This window comes from Burkholderia sp. HAN2018 (assembly GCF_024704855.1).
In the GTDB taxonomy this organism is placed as follows: domain Bacteria; phylum Pseudomonadota; class Gammaproteobacteria; order Burkholderiales; family Burkholderiaceae; genus Burkholderia; species Burkholderia cepacia.
Map to the genome: position 1 here is coordinate 1 of NZ_QOBB01000026.1, position 21,298 is coordinate 21,298.

The following is a 21,298-nucleotide window of genomic DNA, read 5'->3' on the forward strand; positions in this document are numbered from 1 at the left end:
CGCGCCATCGCGGCCATCGCGAGCTGCAGGCCGAGCGGCCAGCCGTCGACGCGTTCGAACAGCCGCGCGCACGCGTCGGCGTCGACCCGCTGCGCAAAGCGCGCGCCGACCAGCGCGATCGTCTCGTCGAGCGTGAAGCGCAGCCAGTCGGGGCCCGCGAGCGTGCATTGCCCGCCGGCGAGCAGGTCGCCGGCCGTGTGGTCGAGCCCGCGCCGCGCGGCGACGACGACATGCAGGTTTTGCGGCGCATTGTGCAGCACGTAGGTCAGCGCCTCGAGGCCGGCCGGCGGCAACCGCTCCGCATCGTCGACGATCAGGAGCGCATCGATCGACAGTTGCGCGACCTCGGCCAGCCAGGCGGTCACGCCTTCGAGCGCACGCGCCGCGTCGGCCGCGCCGGGCGGGATCAGGCGCCCGAAGCCGGGCCGTGCGCAACCGGTCCGCACCGCCTGCACGAGCCCCTGCAGCAACCGGGGCGCATCGTCGCGCTCGTCGGCCGACAGCCATACGACCGCGCGGCCGAGCGCGAGGGTCTCGCGGCGCCATTGCGCGAGCAGCGACGTCTTGCCGTAACCGGCCGGCGCCTGCACGAGCGTGACCGGCCGGCCGTCGAAAGCGGGCGACGCGAGGCTCAGCCGCGCGCGGGCCAGCAACTGCGCCGGCACGCGCGGCGCGGTCGTCTTCAGGACCAGTTCGGTGGGAGGCGCGTCGGCGCGAGCGGGTGGGTGGGCCATCGGGCAGCAGTGGGAATCCGGCGGTGCCGTGCGGGCCAGCGTCCGGGGTGGGTGTGGGGGGAAGGATCGGCCGAACCGCGTTCGCGCGTCAATCCCCCCCGCGACGAGTGGGGCCGTGCCGGCACCGCGTCGATAGCATGGGTTCCGATCCATGACGAACGCAACGAGGAGAGGGCCATGAACATCGCATCGACCGGCACGCGGCGCAACGCGTCGCTCGCCGGATAAACGGAGCGGCACGATGTACCGCCATCTGCTCGTGACGGTCGACGGCGCGCCCGGCGGCATCGACGCGATCGGCCATGCGCTCGAACTGGCGCGCGCGGTCGGCGCCCGGGTCACGTTCCTGCTGGCCGGCGCCGCGCCGGCCTCGCGTTTATCCGGAGCGCGGCTGCCGGAACACGGTGCGAAAGTGGAAGCCGCCGCGCGTGCGCAGGGTTTGTCCCATGCGATCGCGGGGGCCGGCCTTCCGGGGGCCGGCCATCCGGGGGCCGGCGACGCGGCACCCGGCGCGCTGGCGGCCGAACTCGGCTGCGACCTGATCGGCGTCGCGGCGCTGCCGCACGATGCCGATGCGGCAGCCTGCGCGCAGCGGCAGCACCTGCTCGCGACGAGCGGTGTACCGGTGCTCGTGTGCACGTCGCGGCGAACGCCGGCCGAGGCGCGCGTGATGGCGCGTTGCCTCGATGCGCATCGCGCGGTCGGCGGGTTGCTGCATGCGCTGATGGCGTCCGGCGTGGACGCGGATGCGGATGCACGGCAGCGGCAAGCGAGCGACGCGCAGCATGGCCTGATGGCGTCCGCCGCACACGCGGACGTACTGCAGCGGCACGCGGCCGACGCACAGCGTGCGCTGGCATCGCTCGCCGCGTTGCAGCGCGCCCGTGTCGGCACGGCCGCCGAAGCGCACCTCTTCGCGGCATTGCGCGTGCGCGCGGAGTGCGTCGCGGCCGAACTGGACGAACTCGACCGCCAGCGGCAGCGCGATGCGCAAGCGCTCGATGCGCTCGAGCGGATCGCCGCGGACGGGCTGCCGTCGGCCGCGTTCGACGCGGCGCTCGCCCGTTATGCGCACGGCGCGTTCGAGCAGATGGGGCGGATGGAAGGCGTGATTTTCCCGGCCGCGCGACGCTACCTGGGCGACGCGGACTGGGCCGGACTGGACGACCCGCTGGCGGACGGCGCAGCCGCGACGCCGCCGGACATGAACGAACCCGACGATGCGCGGCGCGCATTCGACTGACAACATACGGAGAACACGATGGCACATGCAGTGCGATTCCACGAAACCGGCGGCCCCGACGTGCTGCGCTGGGAAGCAGTCGACGTCGGCGATCCGGGCGCCGGCCAGGTGCGCCTGCGGCACGAGGCCGTCGGGCTGAATTTCGCCGACACGTATTTCCGCAGCGGCCTGTATCCGGTGCCGCTGCCGGCCGGAATCGGCGTCGAGGCGGCCGGCGTGGTCGACGCCGTCGGCCCGGGCGTGACGAACGTCGCCGTCGGCGACCGCGTGACCTACACGGGCTTCCTGAACACGCTCGGCGCATACAGCACCGAGCGGCTGATCCCCGCCGCGCCGCTCGTGCGGCTGCCGGCCGGCATTTCGTGCGAAACGGCCGCGGCGATGACGATGCGCGGCCTGACGTCGGCCTACCTGCTGCGCCGTATCCACGCGTTTGCGCCGGGCGACACGATCCTGCTGCACGCGGCCGCCGGCGGCGTCGGGCTGATCGTGTCGCAATGGGCGAAGCTGCTCGGGCTCACGGTGATCGGCACGGTTTCGAGCGAACAGAAGGCCGCGATCGCTCGCGCGCACGGCTGCGACCATACGATCGACTACAGCCGCGAGGACGTCGCGAAGCGCGTGCGCGAGCTGACGGACGGCGCGGGCGTCGACGTCGTGTTCGACAGCGTCGGCAAGGACACCTTCGAAGGCTCGCTCGATTCGCTGAAGCGGCGCGGGCTGATGGTGTGCGTCGGCACCGCGTCGGGCCCGATCCCGCCGTTCGATCCGCAGCGCCTCGCGATGAAGGGCTCGCTGTACCTGACGCGCCCGGCGCTGGCCGACTACATCGCCGATCCGGCCGAGAAGAACGACCTGGCCGGCGAACTGTTCGCGCACGTCGCGGCCGGCCGCATCAGGATCGAAATCAACCAGCGCTACGCGCTGCAGGATGCCGCGCAGGCGCACCGCGATCTCGAATCGCGCAAGACGACCGGTTCGTCGGTGTTCATCGTCTGAGGAGACGCGCATGCGAGTCGAACCCCTGACCTGTGCGCTCGGCGCGGAACTGCTGGACGTGAGCCTCGCCGACGCCGTGCACGACGACGGCCTGTTCGCCGAGATCCGCGCGCAGTTGCTCAGGCATCGCGTGCTGTTCCTGCGTGACCAGGACATCACGCGCGCCGAGCACGTCGCGTTCGCGCGGCGCTTCGGCGAGCTCGAGGATCATCCGGTCGCCGGCAGCGACCCGGAACACCCGGGGCTCGTGCGGATCTACAAGTCGCCCGACCAGCCGAACGACCGCTACGAGAATGCGTGGCACAGCGATGCGAGCTGGCGCGTGGCGCCGCCGTTCGGCTGCGTGCTGCGCTGCATCGACGGTCCGCCGGTTGGCGGCGACACGATGTGGGCGAACATGGTGCTCGCCTACGAGCGCCTGCCGGACCACGTGAAGCAGCAGATCGACGACCTGCGCGCGCGCCACAGTATCGAGGCGAGCTTCGGTGCGGCGATGCCGATCGACAAGCGCCTCGCGCTGAAGGCGCAGTACCCGGACGCCGAGCATCCGGTCGTGCGCACGCACCCCGAAACCGGCGAGAAGGTGCTGTACGTGAACGCGTTCACCACGCATTTCACGAACTACCACACGCCCGCACGCGTGCGGGTCGGGCAGGACGCGAATCCCGGCGCCGGCCAGTTGCTGCAATACCTGATCAGCCAGGCATACATCCCCGAATACCAGGTGCGCTGGCGCTGGAAGAAGAACAGCGTCGCGATCTGGGACAACCGCAGCACGCAGCACTACGCGGTCATGGACTACCCGCCGTGCGTGCGCCGGATGGAACGCGCGGGCATCGTCGGCGACGTGCCGTTCTGAGCGCGCCGGCACCTTAACCGATTCGCAACCTGCACACGACGCGCCGGGCCCGCCGCCCGGCACGGCGGGATACGCACGCCCGTACGCCTGCACAAAAACGATTTCCACTGGAGGACGACATGCAATTTCTCGACGATTCGCTGCACCCGGAAAACCAGGACAAGGTAGTCATCACGGTCGCGCCGTACGGTCCCGAATGGATGCCCGCCGATTTTCCGGAAGACATTCCGGTGACGATGGACGAGCACGTGCAGAAGGCCGTCGACTGCTACAACGCGGGCGCGACGGTGCTGCACCTGCATGTGCGCGAACTCGACGGCAAGGGCAGCAAGCGGCTGTCGAAGTTCAACGAGTTGCTCGGCCGGCTGCGCGAGGCGGTGCCCGACATGATCCTGCAGGTGGGCGGCTCGATCTCGTTCGCGCCGGAAGGCGACGGCGCGGAAGCAAAATGGCTGTCCGACGACACGCGCCACATGCTCGCCGAGCTGACGCCGAAGCCCGACCAGGTGACGGTCGCGATCAACACCGTGCAGATGAACATCACCGAGCTGATGAACCGCAAGGACATCGCCGGCACGTCGCTGAACGAAGCCGCGTTGTGGGACGCGTACCGCGAGATGACCGTGCCGGCCGGCCCCGGCTGGGTCGACGAGCACCTGCGCCGCCTGCAGGCGGCCGGCATCCAGCCGCATTTCCAGCTCACCGGCATGCATGCGCTGGAAACGCTCGAACGGATCATCCGCCGCGGCGTCTATCGCGGCCCGCTGAACGTCACGTGGGTCGGCATCGGCGGCGGCTTCGACGGCCCGAATCCGTACAACTTCATGGAATTCGTGCGGCGCTGCCCGGATGGCGCGTGCATCACGCTCGAATCCCTGATGAAGAACGTGCTGCCGATCAACACGGTCGCGATGGCGCTGGGCCTGCATCCGCGCTGCGGGATCGAGGACACGATCATCGACCAGAAGGGCAACCGGATGACCTCGGTGCAGCAGGTCGAGCAGTGCGCACGGATCGCGCGCGAACTCGGCCGCGACATCGCGACCGGCAAGGAGGCGAAGGCGATCTACCGGATCGGCGTGCAGTACGACGGCATCGACGAGACCCTGGCGCAGCTCGGGATGGCGCCGAACCGCCGGCCGGGCCAGCCGAACGTGCCGCTGCGGGCCGCCTGACGCGCCGCGCATCCGGGCCAGCGGCCATGGCGGCCGCGGCCCGCCGATCGTTGTGGCGTGGCACCCATCCCCGCGTGTGAAGCGGGGGGCGGACTCCGGTCAACGGAGCGGGGCCACGCAAGCCGCGCCGGGGCACGATCGCTCCGGTGCCGGAGGAGACACGCATGCTGATCCATCATGTCGAGCCGTCGCTCCAGGACGTCGCCGCCGCCGGCCGGCGCGCGCCCACCTATGCGTGGCTCGTGTTCGGGCTGACCGTCGGCCTGCTGCTGTCGGACTACATGTCGCGGCAGGTGCTCAACGCCGTGTTCCCGCTGCTCAAGCAAGCATGGGCGCTGTCGGACACGCAGCTCGGTTCGCTCTCCGGCGTCGTCGCGCTGCTGGTCGGGCTGCTGACGTTTCCGCTGTCGGTGCTCGCCGACCGCTTCGGGCGCGTGCGCAGCATCGTGCTGATGGCCGCGCTGTGGAGCGTCGCGACGCTCGGCTGCGCGCTGTCGACCCATTACACGGAGATGCTCGTCGCGCGCGGCCTCGTCGGGCTCGGTGAAGCCGCGTACGGCAGCGTCGGCGTCGCGCTGATCCTCAGCATCTTCCCGGCGCGGCTGCGCGCGACGCTGACCGGCGCGTTCATGGCCGGCGGCGCATTCGGCTCCGTGTTCGGCATGGCGCTCGGCGGGCTCGTCGGCGCGCATCTCGGCTGGCGCTGGTCGTTCGGCGTGATGGCCGCGCTCGGCATCGTGCTGCTCGTCGCGTATCGCTGCGTCGTGACCGAACGGCGGCTCGCCGCATATCGCTCTGAATACGGCACTGAATGCGGCACTGAATACGGCGCCGAACCATGCCGGCGCGACACCGACACGCCGCGCGACCTGCGCGGCAGCGTGCGCGTGCTGATGTCGGGGCTGTTCGCGTCGCGTTCGGTGATCTGCGCATATCTCGGCAGCGGGCTGCACCTGTTCGTGCCGGGCGCGCTGTTCGCATGGCTGCCGAGCTACCTGAACCGCTACTACGCGATGGCGCCCGACCGCGCGGCCGTGCTCGCCGCCGGTTTCGTGCTGCTCGCGGGTATCGGGATGGTCGGCTGCGGGATCGTCACCGACCGCGTCGGCAAAACCGACGGCAAGCGCAAGTGGCTGACCGCGATCGCGTATTGCGTGCTGACCGGCGTCTGCCTCGCGGTCGCGTTCCGGCTGCCGCCCGGGCCGCTGCAGCTCGCGCTGATCTGCGCGGGAATGCTCGTCGGCGCGGGCGCGTCCGGTGCGTCGGGTGCGATGGTCGCGAACCTGACGCCGGCCGCGATCCACGCATCGGCGTTCGCAACGCTCACGCTCGCCAACAACCTGCTCGGCATGGCGCCGGGCCCGCTGCTGACGGGGTGGGCCGCCGATCGCGCCGGCCTCGTCGGCGCACTCCAATGGATTCCCGTCGTGCCGCTCATGGCCGCCGTGCTGTTCGCGATCGGACGCGCGAGCTATGTGGCCGACCTCGCGCGCGTCGAACGTGAACGGCGCGCGCCCAGACTTTCCTGAACGCTTCGGAGGCTGCATGACCCTGACGACCGCACCCACCATCCTGATCGTGCCCGGCTTGCGCGATCACGTCGAAGACCACTGGCAGACGCACCTCGAACGGCGCCTGCCGAACGCACGCGCCGTCGCGCCGCTCGAAGCCGACAAGCTGAGCCGTGCCGCACGCGTCGCGGCGCTCGATGCGGCGCTGGCCGCGATCGACGGCCCCGTGATCCTCGTCGCGCACAGCGCGGGGGTGATGATTGCCGTGCACTGGGCGCGGCAGGCCACGCGCAAGATCCACGGCGCGCTGCTCGCGGCGCCGGCCGATCTCGATACGCCGATGCCCGCCGGTTATCCGGCGCCCGACGCAATCGACGCGAACGGCTGGACGCCGGTACCGACCGGGCGGCTGCCGTTTCCGAGCATCGTCGCCGCGAGCCGCAACGATCCGCTCGCGCGCTACGAGCGCGTCGAAACGCTGGCGGCAGGGTGGGGCAGCAGGCTCGTCGATCTCGGCGAGGTGGGGCACCTGAATCCGGCGTCCGGGTATGGCGAGTGGCGTGATGCGGAACGGTTGATCGACGAGGTGAGGGCATTGGGTGAAGGCGATTCAGGCTTGAGGAATTGATATTCGGGCATTGTTTGCCGTCCTCGGGCCTTTTTCGTCCATTCATCGGGCACCATGACTGACAGCGACGCGACCGCTCCATCCGATTGGCGGACAAGCGGCCGATCGCTGTCATTGTTTTAGCGAAATGCCGTCGTGGATCCCAAACGAAAGGTGGTGTACAGAGTTGCGTTGAAACCCCGCACGATCATCCGTCCCACCCACGAGGCCAAGGCTTCGACCGAAGCCGAGAAGGGCGACGTGCTGCGCGCGGCGCGAAAAGTCATTTCCGGACACCGGGCCGTGTTGATCGCGCCGAAGAACCGCTGATATGCCGGGCCTGCCGAACGCCGACGGCACCGATCCAGTCGGGGCCCGTTGTATCCGCTTCGCCCGGATTGCCCCCGCAGAGATATGACGTCGCAAGACGACTGGGCGTCCAGCCACGATCCCCGGCCCATCTTGCCCGGTAACCAAATTGGCACTCACCGGAAGGTGTTTGTCAGGGAAAGTCCCGCCCCACGCCGATCGGTTTTTTGTTGACCGACATCGTATAACGCCGTCATGATTTCCTGAAAAGAAAGGTCCCATCCACCGACCGAAGTGAGGAGACATGAACGCCACCACGATCGCTCGCCGTGTCCGCCGGATCGCACTCGCCGTGGGCTTCACGCTGTCGGCCTCGGCAGCCGTTGCTGCCCCCGTATCGCTGAACATCGTCGATGTCGCGGGCAACCTGCAACTCACGCAGAAGGCCATCGAAGCCTTCAAGGACAAGAACCCGACCCTCGTGTCGAGCGTCACGTTCACGAACGCGCCGGCGCCGCAGCTGCCGGGCAAGATCAAGGCGATGCAGGCGGCGGGGCGCGCCGACATCGACCTCGTGCTGACGGGCACCGACGCGCTGGCCGCCGGCATCGAGCAGAACCTGTGGCTGAAGGTGCTGCCCGACAACGCGGGCGCATTCCCCGGCGTGCTCGACAGGTACGCACCCGGCCCGCGCAAGATGCAGGACCTCGCACAGGGCTTCGGCCTCGAAGTCACCTACATGCCGGCCGGCCCGCTGCTCGAATACAACCCGGCGAAGGTCAGCAACCCGCCGAAAACACCCGATCAGTTGCTCGCGTGGTGCAAGGCGCACCCGAACAAGCTGATCTACGCGCGCCCGGCGAACTCGGGCCCCGGCCGCACGTTCCTGATGGGGCTGCCGTACGTGCTCGGCGACAAGAACCCGCAGGACCCGATCAACGGCTGGGACAAGACCTGGGCGTTCCTGAAGCAGCTCAACGACTGCGTCCCGTACTACCCGGGCGGCACGTCGGCGGTGATGAAGGAGCTCGGTGAAGGCACGCGCGACATGACCGTGACCGTCACCGGCTGGGACCTCAACCCGCGTGCGCTCGGCATCGTGCCGGCCGAGTTCCGGGTCCAGGCGTTCGACAACATGACGTGGGTCAACGATGCGCACTACATGGTGATCCCGAAGGGCGTGCCGAAGGACAAGCTCGACGTGCTGTTCAAGCTGATGAACTTCCTGCTCGAACCGGCGCAGCAGGCGATGACCTACGACGACGGTTACTTCTATCCGGGCCCGGCGGTGAAGGGCGTGACGCTCGAGATGGCGCCCGCGCACAGCCAGGAAGTGATCCGCAAGTTCGGCCGCCCGGAATACGCGAAGCTGCTGGCGGATCGCCCGCACGTGCAGCCGCTCAGCGCGCAGGCGATGGTCGCCGCATTCCAGAAGTGGGATCGCGAGATCGGTTCGCAGAAGTCGAAGTGACGCATGGGCCGGCGGGCGCCGCGGCGCCCGCGTCGATGGAGTTCGCGCAATGAAGCAGAGTTTCGAACGGCTGCGGCTCGATGGCGTCAGCCGCAGCTTCACCAATGCGGAAGGTGCGCAAGTCGCCGCGCTGAACGGGCTCGACCTCGAGATCCGGCGCGGCGAGTTCATCGCGTTGCTCGGCCCGTCGGGCTGCGGCAAGTCGACCGCGCTGAACTGCATCGCGGGGCTGCAGCCGCTCACGAGCGGCGGCATCTGGCTCGACGACACGCGCATCGACGTGCTGCCGCCCGAGCGCCGCGGCTTCGGGATGGTGTTCCAGAACTACGCGCTGTTTCCGCACCTGTCGGTGCTCGACAACGTCGGTTTCGGCCTCAAGATGCGCGGCGTGCCGAAGCAGGAAACGCGGCGGCGCGCGCAGCAGGCGCTCGAACTCGTGCAGCTCGTCGGCCACGAGGGCAAGCTGCCCGGGCAGTTGTCGGGCGGGCAGCAGCAGCGCGTCGCGATCGCACGCGCGATCGTCATCGAGCCGCCGCTCGTGCTGATGGACGAGCCGCTGTCGAACCTCGACACGAAGCTGCGCATCGAGATGCGCGCCGAGATCCGCCGCATCCACACGCAGCTCGAACGCGCGACGATCTACGTGACGCACGACCAGGACGAGGCGCTGTCGATGGCCGACCGCATCGTCGTGATGAAGGAGGGTGTCGTACAGCAGGTCGCGACGCCGAAGGACGTCTACACGCGCCCGCACAACCTGCACGTCGCGCGTTTCATGGGCTATCGCAACGTGCTGCCGTTCACGCTCGACGGGATGGCCGGCGGCCACGTCAACGTCAGCGCCGCAGGCGTGCGGCTCACGGGCGTGCCGATGGCCGGCTTCGATGCGAAGGACGTCGCGGTCGCGCTGCGCCCCGACGACATCGAGCGCGCGGCAGACGGCGCCGGCAACGCGTTCGACGCGACCGTCGAAACGGTCGAATACGGCGGCCGCGATTCGCTGATCCGTGCGGCCACGCCGTTCGGCCCGATCTGGGCGCGCGTGGCCGGCGAATTCGCGGAGGGCGAGCATTTGCGGTTATGTGTTGCGCCGTCGCGCACGCTCGTCTATGCGGGAGACGCGCGATGAACGGCCGCCGCATCGCGTGCGCTGCAACGCGCCACCGGGAGGCCGCGTGAGCACGCTCCCGGCAGGCGGCACACCGCGCGACGCGAAAGCCTGGCTCGTCACACCCGCACTCGCGTTCATCGTCGCGCTGTTCATCTATCCGTTCGCATACGGTCTCGTGCTGTCGTTCCAGCCGATGAACGGCGGCGGCGCGCTCGCGAACTACGTGCAGTTCTTCACCGACACCGCGATGTGGCCCACGGTGCTCGTCACGCTGAAGCTGGCGGTGCCCGCGACGCTGCTCAACGTCGGCGTCGCGGTGCCCGTCGCGTTCGCGCTGCGCCGCAATTCGCCGTACCAGAAGTTCGTCACGACGCTGCTCGTGATTCCCGTCACGCTCGGCACGGTGCTCGTCGCCGACGGGATGCTCACGTATTTCGGGCCGAACGGCTGGTTCCCGCAGGCGTTGCAGGGGCTGCACCTGTACACCGACGAAGTGCGTCTCACGCACAACTACTGGGGCGTGCTGCTGTCGCTGATCGTGTCGGGCTTTCCGTTCGCGTTCCTGCTGATGCTCTCGTACATCAGCGGCATCGACCCGACACTCGCGCGCGCGGCGGCGACGCTCGGCGCGAACCCGTGGCAGCAGTTCCGGCGGATCTACCTGCCGCTGCTCGTGCCGGGGCTCACGATGGCCGCGTGCCTGTCGTTCGTGCAGGCGTTCTCGGTGTTCCCGTCGGCCGTGCTGCTCGGCGCGCCGGCCGGGCCCACGCGCGTGATCTCGATCGCGGCGGCGGAAGCGGCGTTCGAGAGCTACGACTATTCGCTCGCATCGGCGATCGCGATCGTGATGGGTTTCGTGCAACTGCTGGTGGTCGCGTCGATGCTCGGCGCGCGCCGCTTCTTCTATACCGGCGCGGTGACGGGGGGCAAGGGCTGATGGCGACCGACAATCATGCCGCCCGCGCGTGGCCGCCGAAGCACGACGCACCCGACCCGCCCGACGTGCGGCCCGCCGACGCGAGGAAACCGCGGAAGATGGCAGGCCATCTCGCCGGCCGTGCGTGGCACGCGCTCGTCTGGGGGCTGATGGCGTTCTTCCTGCTGAACGTGATGCTGCTGATCGCGACCGTCGCGGTGAACTCGGTCGCGACACGCTGGTTCGGCACGCCGCTGCCGCAGGGCTTCACGCTGCACTGGTACGCGAAGGCGTGGGCGGACTTCCAGCTCGCGAGCGTGCTGTGGGTGACCGTCGAGGTCGTCGGCGCGGTCGTGCTGCTGTCGATCGCGCTCGGCGTGCCGGCCGCCTATGCGCTCGCGCGCGTGCAGTTTCGCGGCAAGCGCTTCGCGCTGCTGGTGTTCCTGCTGCCGCTGATGGTGCCGCCCGTCACGTACGGGATCCCGATGGCCACCGTGATGTACAAGGTCGGGCTCGCGGGCACGCTGCCCGGCGTGATCCTCGCGAACCTCGTGCCGGCGCTGCCGTTCGTGATCCTCGTGATGACGCCGTTCATCGAGCAGATCGATCCGAATCTCGAAGCCGCCGCGCGCATCTTCGGCGCGAACACGTGGCGTTATTTCCGCCATGTGCTGCTGCCGCTGCTCGTGCCCGGCATGCTCGCGGCGGGGCTGCTCGTGCTGGTGCGCACGATCGGGATGTTCGAGCTGACCTTCTTCACCGCGGGGCCGAGCACGCAGACGCTCGTCGTCGCGCTGTATTACGCGGTGTTCTCGACCGGCGTGCGCGCGCCGCAGTCGATCGACGCGATGGCGATGATCTACATGGCCATCACGCTCGTATGGGTGGTCATCGCGCTGCAGTTCGTGAGCCCGACGCAGCTCGTGAGCCGCGTGAAGCAGGAGCGGCAGTAGGCGCGTCAGCAGGCGAGGGAGAAGCGGAGGGGCGATCGCGCCCGTGCAATTGGTTACAAATGGATACCGCGCACGATACGCGGACGTTGCAGACTACGCGGCGTTCCCCCGATAACGGATATCCATGAAGTTCCAGACGCTGCTGACACTCGCCGGTGCATCGACCCTCCTGGCCGCCTGCAACCTGCTCCACGACGGCCCCGGATCGGGCGACGTCGATGCCGCCGTGCGCCGCGCGCTCGAGGCGGAAAACCACGGCGGGCTGAACGCGCTGTTCGGCCAGCCGCTGCCCGTCTCGGCCGATGTCGTGTCGGCGAAGCCCGACGGCGACTGCAAGAAGGTCGGCGATCGAACCTACTCGTGCGACGTCGTGGTCACGTGGCGCAATACCGACTACAAGCCGTCGCGCGCGAACCTGACCTTCGTGAAGGCCGCCGACGGCTCGTGGCAGACGTCCGGCGTCGACGCGGCGATCGTGACGGGTACCGCGAAATCGCTGGTCGACCAGATCGGCAAGGCATGGCCCGGCAATGCGGCAAGCGGCGCGTCGGCGCCGCAGTGACGCGGTGACCTGCGAGGGCGACGGGCGGGGCGTTTTCCTCCGGTAATACGCGGCCTGTCGCGCCCGAACGCCGCGCCGCGCCTTCCGCCAACTTCACGCCACTGACCGATTGCCCGCGAGCGCATCGCCGGATGCACCGGGGCTGGCGCAGCGGCGGGGCGGCGCCAGCGACCGGCCTGGCGGCCGGACACGGTTACCGGCAGCGCCGGTACGACGCGCCCCCCGCAACCGGTCGCCCCATCCCGTTCGACCGACACTCAGGCGCGGACTGGCAGGGGAAAAAGGGCGCGAGCATCGCGTCCGCGCGCGACCGAATGCATCCTCGGTATGCGGGCCGACTTATAGGGAAAACCCTTATTTCGAGATATAATCACGGCCTAAGTGATAGGTCGAACCATGCCTGAACGTTTCCAAACCCTTGAAAAATTTGTGTTTTCCCTCGTCGTGATGTCCGCGGTCGTGTGCTCGGCATTCCTCGCGTACGAGCGTCATCCCGAGATCAAGATCGCGCTGCACGAAGGCGAAGCGCTGATGCGCGAGAGCGCCAAGTATTCGGTCATCTGCTCGCCGTCCAAGGTCGATCCTTGCGTCGAGATGTCCGCTTACTGAAACGCGCGCATTCGGGTCGGGATCAGCGCGCCGGGTGGTGCGCCGCAGCCAAAGCCGGCGAGTTCCAGTGTGGGGCCCGGCCAGCGCCAGACCGGCCCTGCAGCATCGGCGGCCCGAGTTCCCTGACGTAGCGCTCATCAGGCATTCAGAAACCCGCTGCAAGACAGGGTGGATGCACAAACCCGCTACGTGCCGGGTCACTGGCGTAAGCAACTCCCAATCCAAAGCCCCGCTTCGAGCAATCGAGCGGGGCTTTTCTCGTAGAGCCGTCGAAACGATCCCGCGGCTGCGCGTCACACCACATGCGTCGGAGCGCCGTCGACGAACGCGGCGACATTGTCGACGAGCTGATCGGCGAGCGCCTGCATCGCCTCGTCGCTCGCCCACGCGACGTGCGGCGTCAGGATGAAGGCCGGATGCGACAGGATCGCGTGAAACGGATGCGCGGCCGGCAGCGGCTCCTGCGTAACCACGTCGAACCCCGCGCCCGCGATCTGCCCCGACTGCAATGCGTCGACGAGCGCGTTTTCATCCACGAGCCCGCCGCGCGCGGTATTGATCAGCAGCGGCCGGCGCGCCATCCGCGCGAACGCGGCCGCGTCGATCAGGTGTCGCGTCGCGGGCGTGAGCGGACAGTGCAGCGTGATCACGTCGCTGTCCCGAAGCAGCGTGTCGAGCGGCGCGTAGTCGTCCCCCGACGCATCGCCGTGCGCGGCGAACCGTACCCGCATGTCGAGCGCGCGCGCGATGCCGGCCACCGCACGCCCGAGCACGCCGTCGCCGACGATCCCGAGCGTCGAGCCGGCCAGGTCGCGAATCGGATGGTCGAAGAAGCAGAACTGCCCGCTGTCGAGCCAGCGCTCCGCGCGCACCGCGTCGCGGTACGCGACGAGGCTGCGGCGCAGCGCGAAGATCAGCGCGAACGTGTGCTCGGGCACCGTGCGGACCGCATACCCGCGAATGTTGCTCACGACGATGCCGTGCGCGGCACACGCGTCGAGATCGACGATGTCGGTGCCCGTCGCGGCGATCGCGATCATCCGCAGGCGCCGCGCGCCGGCAAGCGCCGCCGCGTCGAGCCGCACCTTGTTGGTCACGACGATGTCCGCGTCGCCGATGCGTGAAGCGACCTCGTGCGCGGCCGTCCGCTCGAACGTGCGCAACGCGTGCGGAAACGGGAACGGCTTCAGCACGGTTTGCGGCGACAGCGTCGCGCGGTCGAGGAACACGATCTTCGCGGGAGAGGAAACGGAAAACATGGCGAGCCTCGCTGGCAGGCGCCCGGGGCGGGCGCGGAACGGGTTCGATTCTGCCGGCGGCGCGCGGGCCGTCGTTTGACCGTTGCGCCAGTGCGCTTTCCCGGATGGAAAGACTGGCGCACCGCATATGTGAACGGCCGCGGCGCACGCCTTTCCGTTTCGGAAAGGCTGGTTGAGCATCGATCGATTTTCGCCGGGCGGGAACGCCGTCATGATCGCCGTCATCGACAACACGCTTTCATCGGAGACAGCCATGACACGCCCCCTCGACGGCATCCGCGTGCTGGAACTCGGACAACTGATCGCCGGCCCGTTCGCGGGCAGGATGCTCGCCGAATTCGGTGCGGACGTGCTCAAGGTCGAGCCGCCTGCACTCGGCGACCCGCTGCGCAAATGGCGGCTGCTGCACGACGGCACGTCGGTCTGGTGGGCCGCGCAGTCGCGCAACAAGCGCTCGCTGACGCTCGACCTGCGCACGCCCGAAGGGCAGGACGTCGTGCGCCGCCTCGTCGCGGAAACCGACGTGCTGATCGAGAACTTCCGGCCCGGCACGCTCGAAGGCTGGGGGCTCGGCTGGGACGCGCTGTCCGCGATCAACCCGGGGCTCGTGATGCTGCGCGTGTCGGGCTTCGGCCAGACGGGCCCGTACCGCGACCGCCCCGGCTTCGGCGTGATCGCCGAGGCGATGGGCGGCCTGCGGCACCTGACCGGCGAGCCGGGCCGCACGCCGGTGCGCGTCGGCATCTCGCTCGGCGATTCGCTATCGGCGCTGCACGGCGTGATCGGCGTGCTGCTCGCGCTGCGGCATCGCGAGCAGCAGGGCGGCAAGGGGCAGGTCGTCGATGTCGCGCTGTACGAGTCGGTATTCAACATGATGGAAAGCCTGCTGCCCGAATACTCGGCGTTCGGTGCCGTGCGCGAGGCGGCCGGCAGCAGCCTGCCCGGCATCGCGCCGACCAACGCGTATCGCTGCCGCGACGGCCGGTACGCACTGATTGCCGGGAACGGCGACAGCATCTTCCGGCGCCTGATGGAGCTGATCGGCCGGCCCGATCTCGGCAACGATCCCGCGCTCGCGCACAACGACGGGCGCGTCGCGCAGGTCGAACGCATCGACGCGGCGATCGGCGCGTGGAGCGCACGGCACGATCTCGACGCCGTGCTGGCCGCATTGAACGACGCACGCATCCCGTCCGGGCGCATCTACGACGTGGCCGACATCGCCGCCGATCCGCATTACCGCGCGCGCGACATGCTCGTCGATGCCGCGCTGCCCGACGGCACGCCCGTGCTCGTGCCCGGCATCGTGCCGAAGCTCGGTGCGACGCCCGGGCGCATCGAGCGCCCGGCGCCCGCGCTGGGCGCGGACACCGACGCGGTACTCGAAGCGCTCGGCATCGATGCGGCGACGCGCGGCGACTGGCGCACGCGCGGCGTGATCTGAACCCGAACCAGGAGACGACGACATGAGCGGGCAACGCACACGGCTCTACATCCACGAAGTCGCGACGCGCGACGGTTTCCAGAACGAAGCGGCATTCGTCGACACCGACGACAAGATCGCGCTCGTCGACGCGCTGAGCGCCTGCGGCTACGCGAAGATCGAGGTCACGTCGTTCACGTCGCCGAGGGCGATCCCCGCGCTGCGCGACGCCGAGGCCGTGATGCACGGCATCGCGCGCGCACCGGGCGTCGTCTATACGGTGCTCGTGCCGAACGTGCGTGGCGCCGAGCGCGCGCTGTCGTGCGGCGTCGACGAAGTGAACCTCGTGATGTCGACGAGCGAAAGCCACAACCGTGCGAACCTGCGGATGACGCGCGAGCAATCGTTCGCACAGCTGCGCGACGTGATCGACGCGGTACGCGGCACGGGTGTCGCCATCAACGTCTCGCTGTCGACCGCGATGGGCTGCCCGATGGAAGGGGACGTCGCGGCCGAGGGCGTGCTCGCGTGGATGCAGCGCTTCGCGGATCTCGGCGTGCACGGCTTCACGCTGTGCGATACGACGGGCATGGCATTTCCGTCTCAAGTGCGCGAACTGTCGGCACGTGCACACGAGCGCTTCGGCGCGCTGCAGCTCACGCTGCACTTCCACAACACACGCGGGATGGCGCTCGCGAACACGCTCGCGGCACTCGACGCCGGGATCGACCGCTTCGACGCATCGCTCGGCGGCCTCGGCGGCTGCCCGTATGCGCCGGGCGCGACCGGCAACGCGTGCACCGAGGAACTCGTGCACATGCTCGAACTCGACGGCTACGATACGGGCGTCGATCTCGCGGCCGTGCTGGCCGCGTCGGCGCGGCTGCCCGCGCTGATCGGCCATGACGTGCCAAGCCAGATCCTGAAGGCCGGGCGCCGCTCGGACCTTCATCCGCCACCGCGCGCGGACGCCGGCGACATGCCCGCGCAACGCGCTTTCTCGTGAACGACCAACCGGAGCGAACCTCATGGCACTGATTGACCACCTCGACCATCTCGTGCTGACCTGCGTCGATCCCGACCGGACGACGCATTTCTACACCGAGGTGCTGCAGATGCAGCTCGAAACCTTCGGAGCCGGCCGGATCGCGTTCCGCTTCGGCAACCAGAAGATCAACCTGCACGTGCGCGGCGCGGAGTTCGAACCGAAAGCGCATGTGCCGGTGCCCGGCGCGCTCGACCTGTGCTTCATCGCGTCGGTGCCGCTCGACGACGTGATCGCGCACCTGAAGCGCGTCGAATGGCCGATCGTCGAAGGACCCGTCGAACGCACGGGCGCGACGCGGAAGATCCGCTCGGTCTACGTGCGCGATCCCGACCTGAACCTGATCGAGATCTCCGAGCTGATCTGATTCGAGCCGACCGCCGGGCGCGCCGGCGGGCATCTCGTGCCATCGCGCATGCGGCCCGGATCGTACCGGTGCGAACGCATGCCGCGTCGATCTGCCGCCGAAAACGGACAGCCGGTTTCCGCGCTCGCCGATTCCGGATAGCCGGCCCGTGCCGCGCTGCGGATAATGCGTGCTTCGGCGACTGAGAAGCCGCCTTCGCACCGGACGCGACGCCTGCGTCCGCGCTTCCGCAACCCGACCCATACGATTCCGATGACGATCCTCTATCGCGGCATGGACCGCGCGGCACTCGACGCCGCCTATCTGAACACGAAGGTGGTACCCGATTTCCCTGCGTTGCTGGCGTCGATGCAGGCGCGCAGCGCAGCGCTCTACGACACGACGCGCGGCCGGCGCGACCTGCGTTACGGTGCGCAGCCCGCGCAGCGATTCGACTGGCTGTCGTGCGGTCGGCCCGATGCGCCGCTGTTCGTGTTCATTCATGGCGGCTACTGGCAGCACTGCGCGAAAGAGGATTTCGCGTACGCGGCGAGCGGGCCGCTCGCGCGCGGTTTCGACGTGATACTCGCCGAATACACGCTGGCGCCGGTCGCGACGATGACCGACATCGTCGGCGAGATCGGCGCGCTGCTCGACTACCTGGCGAACGACCCCGACGCAATCGGCACCGCCGGGCGGCCGATCCACCTGAGCGGCCATTCGGCGGGCGGCCACCTGACGGCCGTGTACCGCGCGCATCCGGCCGTCGTGTCGGCGCTCGCGATCAGCCCGCTCGTCGATCTCGAACCGATCTCGTTGTGCGTCCTGAACGACAAGCTGCAGCTCAGCGCGCGCGAAGTCGACGCGTACAGCCCGTTGCGCCATGTCGGGCCCGGCGCACCGACGGTCGTTGCGGTCGGCGATGCCGAGCTGCCCGAACTCGTCCGGCAGGCACGCGACTATGCGACGGCATGCGAAGCGGCAGGCGAACGGATCGTCCACGTCGGGCTCCCCGGCATGCGGCACTTCGACGTGCTCGACGATCTCGCGAAACCGGACGGTGCGATGCTCGCCGCGTTGCAGTCGATCGCGCCGCGCTAGGCGCTGTTTTGCGCCGTACCGCACCGTATCGCGCGGGGGCGGCCGGGCGTATGATCGGCGTCAGGCCGCCGTGCTGACGGCAAGCGCCGGCCTGGCCTACCCAGGACCCACGACATGGTGAACCCGCTTCATTTCGATCTGCAATCGCTGCGCGTGTTCGCGCTCGTCGCCGAGCACGGCAGCCTGACGAAAGCGGCCGAGCACGGCCAGCTCACGCTGTCCGCGGTCAGCAAGCGCATCGCCGAGCTCGAAAGCGTGACGGGCAGCGCGCTGTTCGTCCGGCATGCGCGCGGTGTCGAGCTGACGCCCGCGGGCCGCGCGCTGCTCGACCATGCGGCGAAGGTGATCGAGCAGGTCAACCGGATGGCGCACGAGATGAGCGACTACGTCGCCGGCGTGCGTGGCCACATCCATGTGTGGACCAACACGTCCGCGATCGTCCAGTTCCTGCCCGCCGATCTCGCGGCGTTCCTCACCGACAATCCGGGTATCAAGGTCAGCCTCGAGGAGCGTTTGAGCCACGAGATCGTCGATGCGCTCGCGTCCGGCAAGGCCGATCTCGGCGTGTTCGCCGACAACGTGCCGGCCCCCGGTATCGAACGGCGGCTGTACCGCCGCGACGAACTCGTGCTGCTCGTGCCGCGCACGCACCGGTTCGCCGCGCGCGACAGCATCCGCTTCGCGGACACGCTCGACGAGGACTACGTCGGGCTCAGCGACGGCAGTTCGCTGCTCGCGCGCATGACCGACGCCGCGTTCGCGGTCGAGCGCTCGCTGAAGCTGCGGATCCAGGTATCGAATTTCGACGGCGTGAGCCGGATGATCGAGGCGGGGCTCGGAATCGGCATCCTGCCGCGCGACGCGGTGACCGGCGAGCGCGCGGCTCGGCTCGGGGTCGTGACGCTCGACGATGCGTGGGCGACGCGCACGCTTTGGGTCGGCGTGAAGGCCGGAACCGTGCTGACGACCGATATCGCGAAGCTGTTCGATTTCATGTCGGCGCGTTGAGGCCAGCCTGCGAGCTGGCGGGGATTGTCGCGGTGCGGCTTCGGGGAAGGGTGATCGTCGGGGCGCGTTCGGCTCGCCGCGGCGGGAAGCCGATGCCGTTGCGGGAAGCCGATTCGTAGCAGCCGCGTCAGACCGACCGGCGGACGACCGCGAACAGCCGGCGAGTAGTACAACCCGGATGCAGCCGACAGTCGCGAGCACGGCACGTACTTTCCTGTCTGGCCCGGCAACGCCCGTGCCTGCCGCCCGCACACTTCGCCTTGTCGTCGCGAGTTCGTTCCTTGCACTATCGTTACACCGTTCCCGCTCGTGTCGGCGATGACCGTCGGGCCGGACCAATTGCTGCCCGCTGGACGGGCTGTGTAACCGATCTCCCCCTTGAAGCCGCCCCGTTGAGCAGTCATTTTTCACACTCGACACAATATTCCCGCGCCTGAAACGTCTTCAGGTGCATGGAATCGCCACCCACTTCACGCACATGACCGACCCAGACCGCGACATCACCGCGATAGTGATGCGTGAACGAACGAGGCTGGTGAGCTTCATCCGGCGTCGGATTCGCGACCCGGACGATGCCGAGGACATCCTTCAGGACGTGTTTCACGAATTCGTCCAGGCCTACCGGCTTCCGGCGCCGATCGAACAGGTGAGCGCGTGGCTGTTCCGCGCCGCGCGCAACCGTATCGTCGACCGCTTTCGCAAGAAGAAGGAGCAGCCGCTGACCGATCTGTCCGAGGCCGACGACGACGCGGACAGCGAGTACCGGTTGGATCTCGTGCTGCCGGCGCACGACGCCGGCCCCGAAGCAGTCTACGCGCGCACGCTCCTGCTCGAAGCCTTGCAGGATGCGCTCGACGAGCTGCCGGCGAATCAGCGCGAGGTATTTATCGCGCACGAACTGGAGGGCCGTTCCTTCAAGGAGATGGCCACGCAAAGCGGCGTTGCGCTCAATACGCTGCTCGCGCGCAAACGCTATGCGGTCTTGCATTTGCGTGCACGACTGCAGCTCATTCATGACGAACTGGACAATATCTAGGGTCTGTTTACATATGGAACGCACATGCGAATGCCCGAAATCGCTCGTCCCCCAAGGGGACTTCCTCCGGGGCGTAGGGCAAGAAGTGAGGAGCGCCGTTTGGCCGAGCCAAACGCCCCGCAGGAAGTCCCCTTGGGGGACAAGCGACGAGCGACGCCGCCATACGGGCGATTTCGGGCATTCCCGTGGAATGAATTTTTTAATTAGGGGTTGCCACGAGAACGGCCGCTCGCCGCGTTGCGCTCCTTGCGAATACGTCAGTATTCGCGGCGTCACGCGCCTCGCGAGCGGCCGTTCTCGTGGCAACGCATGTGCGTTCCATATGTAAACAGACCCTAGAGGAGTCGACAAATGAATTTTCGAATCAGATGCGCGGGCAAGGCGGTGCTCGCGTTGATTGCCATAGGCGTGCTCGGATGGGTCGTCATGATGTTGTGGAACTGGGTGATGCCGGCGCTGTTCGTCGGGGCCCGTACGATCGATTTCGCCCGGGCGCTGGGCCTGCTCGTGTTGAGCCGCATCCTGTTCGGCGGATTCCGCGGACACCACGGCTGGCGCGGCCGGCGCCACTGGCGCAAGTGGGAATCGATGACGCCCGAGGAACGCGAGCATTTCCGCAACGCGTGGCGCTCCGGCGATGACCGGCCCTCGGGAGCGTGAACGTGCGCGAAAAATCCACGGGCGACTGCAAACAGCAACCGGGTGTGATCGCGCCGGTCGTCGATCTGAAGCGTTGCGAAGGCAAAGGGGATTGTGTCGCGGTTTGCCCTGAAAACGTGTTCGAGGTCAGACGCATCGACCCGGCCGATTACGTCGGCCTCGGCCTGATGCATCGCCTGAAGCTGCGCGTGCACGGCATGGAAGTCGCCTACACGCCGAACGCGCATGCGTGCCGGTCATGCGGACTGTGTGTGACCGCGTGCCCCGAGCGCGCCATCACGCTCGCCCGAATCGCATGACAACCTCCGCATGTCGCCGATATCGAGCGACCGCGCCGAAACCCTGGCAGGAGAGGCGCCGC

Annotated in this window: 23 protein-coding genes; 21 read left to right on the plus strand and 2 right to left on the minus strand. The window is 68.6% G+C overall.

From position 1 onward, the window contains the following. Positions 1-734: AAA family ATPase (locus DPV74_RS08890; protein WP_346341568.1), on the minus strand; the 734-nt coding region annotated here is incomplete at its 3' end. Positions 735-975: 241 nt separating this feature from the next. On the opposite strand from DPV74_RS08890, the gene DPV74_RS08895 reads away from it, so the two are divergent. From DPV74_RS08895 to DPV74_RS08955, 13 genes are all read left to right on the plus strand, one after another. Then, positions 976-1,977, plus strand: a complete 1,002-nt coding sequence (locus DPV74_RS08895) for a universal stress protein (RefSeq protein ID WP_119337016.1) — start codon at positions 976-978, stop codon at positions 1,975-1,977. Positions 1,978-1,995: 18 nt separating this feature from the next. Further along, entirely contained in the window at positions 1,996-2,976 is a 981-nt protein-coding gene (locus DPV74_RS08900) for a quinone oxidoreductase (RefSeq protein WP_119337017.1), read from the plus strand. Between the two features lie 10 nt (positions 2,977-2,986). Continuing rightward, the gene (locus DPV74_RS08905) at positions 2,987-3,835 is read left to right on the plus strand and encodes a TauD/TfdA family dioxygenase (RefSeq protein WP_021159632.1); all 849 of its coding nucleotides are present in this window, start codon (positions 2,987-2,989) and stop codon (positions 3,833-3,835) included. A gap of 119 nt (positions 3,836-3,954) precedes the next feature. Then, positions 3,955-5,010 carry a 3-keto-5-aminohexanoate cleavage protein gene (locus DPV74_RS08910; RefSeq protein WP_021159631.1) on the plus strand — a complete coding sequence of 352 codons (1,056 nt, stop codon included), beginning with the start codon at positions 3,955-3,957 and terminating at the stop codon, positions 5,008-5,010. 164 nt (positions 5,011-5,174) lie between these two features. Next, positions 5,175-6,539: an MFS transporter gene (locus DPV74_RS08915; protein WP_119337018.1), complete on the plus strand. Its 1,365-nt coding sequence runs from the start codon at positions 5,175-5,177 to the stop codon at positions 6,537-6,539. Between the two features lie 16 nt (positions 6,540-6,555). Then, complete coding sequence (locus DPV74_RS08920; RefSeq protein WP_119337019.1) at positions 6,556-7,149, plus strand: alpha/beta hydrolase; 594 nt, start codon at positions 6,556-6,558, stop codon at positions 7,147-7,149. Between the two features lie 135 nt (positions 7,150-7,284). Then, positions 7,285-7,458, plus strand: a complete 174-nt coding sequence (locus tag DPV74_RS08925; protein ID WP_162922994.1) for a hypothetical protein — start codon at positions 7,285-7,287, stop codon at positions 7,456-7,458. A gap of 283 nt (positions 7,459-7,741) precedes the next feature. Further along, positions 7,742-8,908, plus strand: coding sequence for an ABC transporter substrate-binding protein (locus DPV74_RS08930; RefSeq protein WP_119337020.1), 1,167 nt, complete (start codon positions 7,742-7,744; stop codon positions 8,906-8,908). 49 nt (positions 8,909-8,957) lie between these two features. After that, entirely contained in the window at positions 8,958-10,037 is a 1,080-nt protein-coding gene (locus DPV74_RS08935) for an ABC transporter ATP-binding protein (RefSeq protein ID WP_027787393.1), read from the plus strand. Positions 10,038-10,083: 46 nt separating this feature from the next. Continuing rightward, positions 10,084-10,956: an ABC transporter permease gene (locus DPV74_RS08940; protein ID WP_059682835.1), complete on the plus strand. Its 873-nt coding sequence runs from the start codon at positions 10,084-10,086 to the stop codon at positions 10,954-10,956. Beyond that, the gene (locus tag DPV74_RS08945; RefSeq protein ID WP_027787391.1) at positions 10,956-11,888 is read left to right on the plus strand and encodes an ABC transporter permease; all 933 of its coding nucleotides are present in this window, start codon (positions 10,956-10,958) and stop codon (positions 11,886-11,888) included. Before DPV74_RS08940 ends, DPV74_RS08945 begins: the two co-directional genes overlap by 1 nt. A gap of 124 nt (positions 11,889-12,012) precedes the next feature. Beyond that, positions 12,013-12,450, plus strand: coding sequence for a hypothetical protein (locus DPV74_RS08950; protein WP_021159623.1), 438 nt, complete (start codon positions 12,013-12,015; stop codon positions 12,448-12,450). A gap of 396 nt (positions 12,451-12,846) precedes the next feature. Continuing rightward, positions 12,847-13,059, plus strand: coding sequence for a hypothetical protein (locus DPV74_RS08955; protein ID WP_006497261.1), 213 nt, complete (start codon positions 12,847-12,849; stop codon positions 13,057-13,059). A 293-nt stretch (positions 13,060-13,352) separates the two neighbouring features. Here DPV74_RS08955 and DPV74_RS08960 read toward each other — a convergent pair whose 3' ends face one another. Continuing rightward, positions 13,353-14,318, minus strand: a complete 966-nt coding sequence (locus DPV74_RS08960) for a D-2-hydroxyacid dehydrogenase (RefSeq protein WP_119337021.1) — start codon at positions 14,316-14,318, stop codon at positions 13,353-13,355. 253 nt (positions 14,319-14,571) lie between these two features. Here DPV74_RS08960 and DPV74_RS08965 point away from each other — a divergent pair, with 253 nt between their 5' ends. The 8 genes from DPV74_RS08965 (at position 14,572) to DPV74_RS09000 (ending at position 21,236) form a co-directional block, all read left to right on the plus strand. Continuing rightward, positions 14,572-15,762: a CaiB/BaiF CoA-transferase family protein gene (locus tag DPV74_RS08965; protein WP_119337039.1), complete on the plus strand. Its 1,191-nt coding sequence runs from the start codon at positions 14,572-14,574 to the stop codon at positions 15,760-15,762. Positions 15,763-15,784: 22 nt separating this feature from the next. After that, a complete protein-coding gene (locus tag DPV74_RS08970) occupies positions 15,785-16,747 on the plus strand; it encodes a hydroxymethylglutaryl-CoA lyase (RefSeq protein ID WP_119337022.1) in 963 nt (320 codons plus the stop codon). 22 nt (positions 16,748-16,769) lie between these two features. Continuing rightward, positions 16,770-17,153, plus strand: coding sequence for a VOC family protein (locus DPV74_RS08975; protein WP_027787387.1), 384 nt, complete (start codon positions 16,770-16,772; stop codon positions 17,151-17,153). A 252-nt stretch (positions 17,154-17,405) separates the two neighbouring features. Next, entirely contained in the window at positions 17,406-18,233 is an 828-nt protein-coding gene (locus DPV74_RS08980; protein WP_060205497.1) for an alpha/beta hydrolase, read from the plus strand. Between the two features lie 114 nt (positions 18,234-18,347). After that, positions 18,348-19,241 (plus strand): LysR family transcriptional regulator, encoded by an 894-nt coding sequence (locus DPV74_RS08985; protein ID WP_060063110.1) that lies wholly within the window; start codon positions 18,348-18,350, stop codon positions 19,239-19,241. A 478-nt stretch (positions 19,242-19,719) separates the two neighbouring features. Further along, a complete protein-coding gene (locus tag DPV74_RS08990) occupies positions 19,720-20,277 on the plus strand; it encodes an RNA polymerase sigma factor (protein WP_027787385.1) in 558 nt (185 codons plus the stop codon). A 351-nt stretch (positions 20,278-20,628) separates the two neighbouring features. Further along, positions 20,629-20,937, plus strand: coding sequence for a hypothetical protein (locus DPV74_RS08995; RefSeq protein ID WP_027787384.1), 309 nt, complete (start codon positions 20,629-20,631; stop codon positions 20,935-20,937). Between the two features lie 2 nt (positions 20,938-20,939). Next, positions 20,940-21,236: a 4Fe-4S dicluster domain-containing protein gene (locus DPV74_RS09000; protein ID WP_059700385.1), complete on the plus strand. Its 297-nt coding sequence runs from the start codon at positions 20,940-20,942 to the stop codon at positions 21,234-21,236. Positions 21,237-21,298 lie beyond the last annotated feature (62 nt).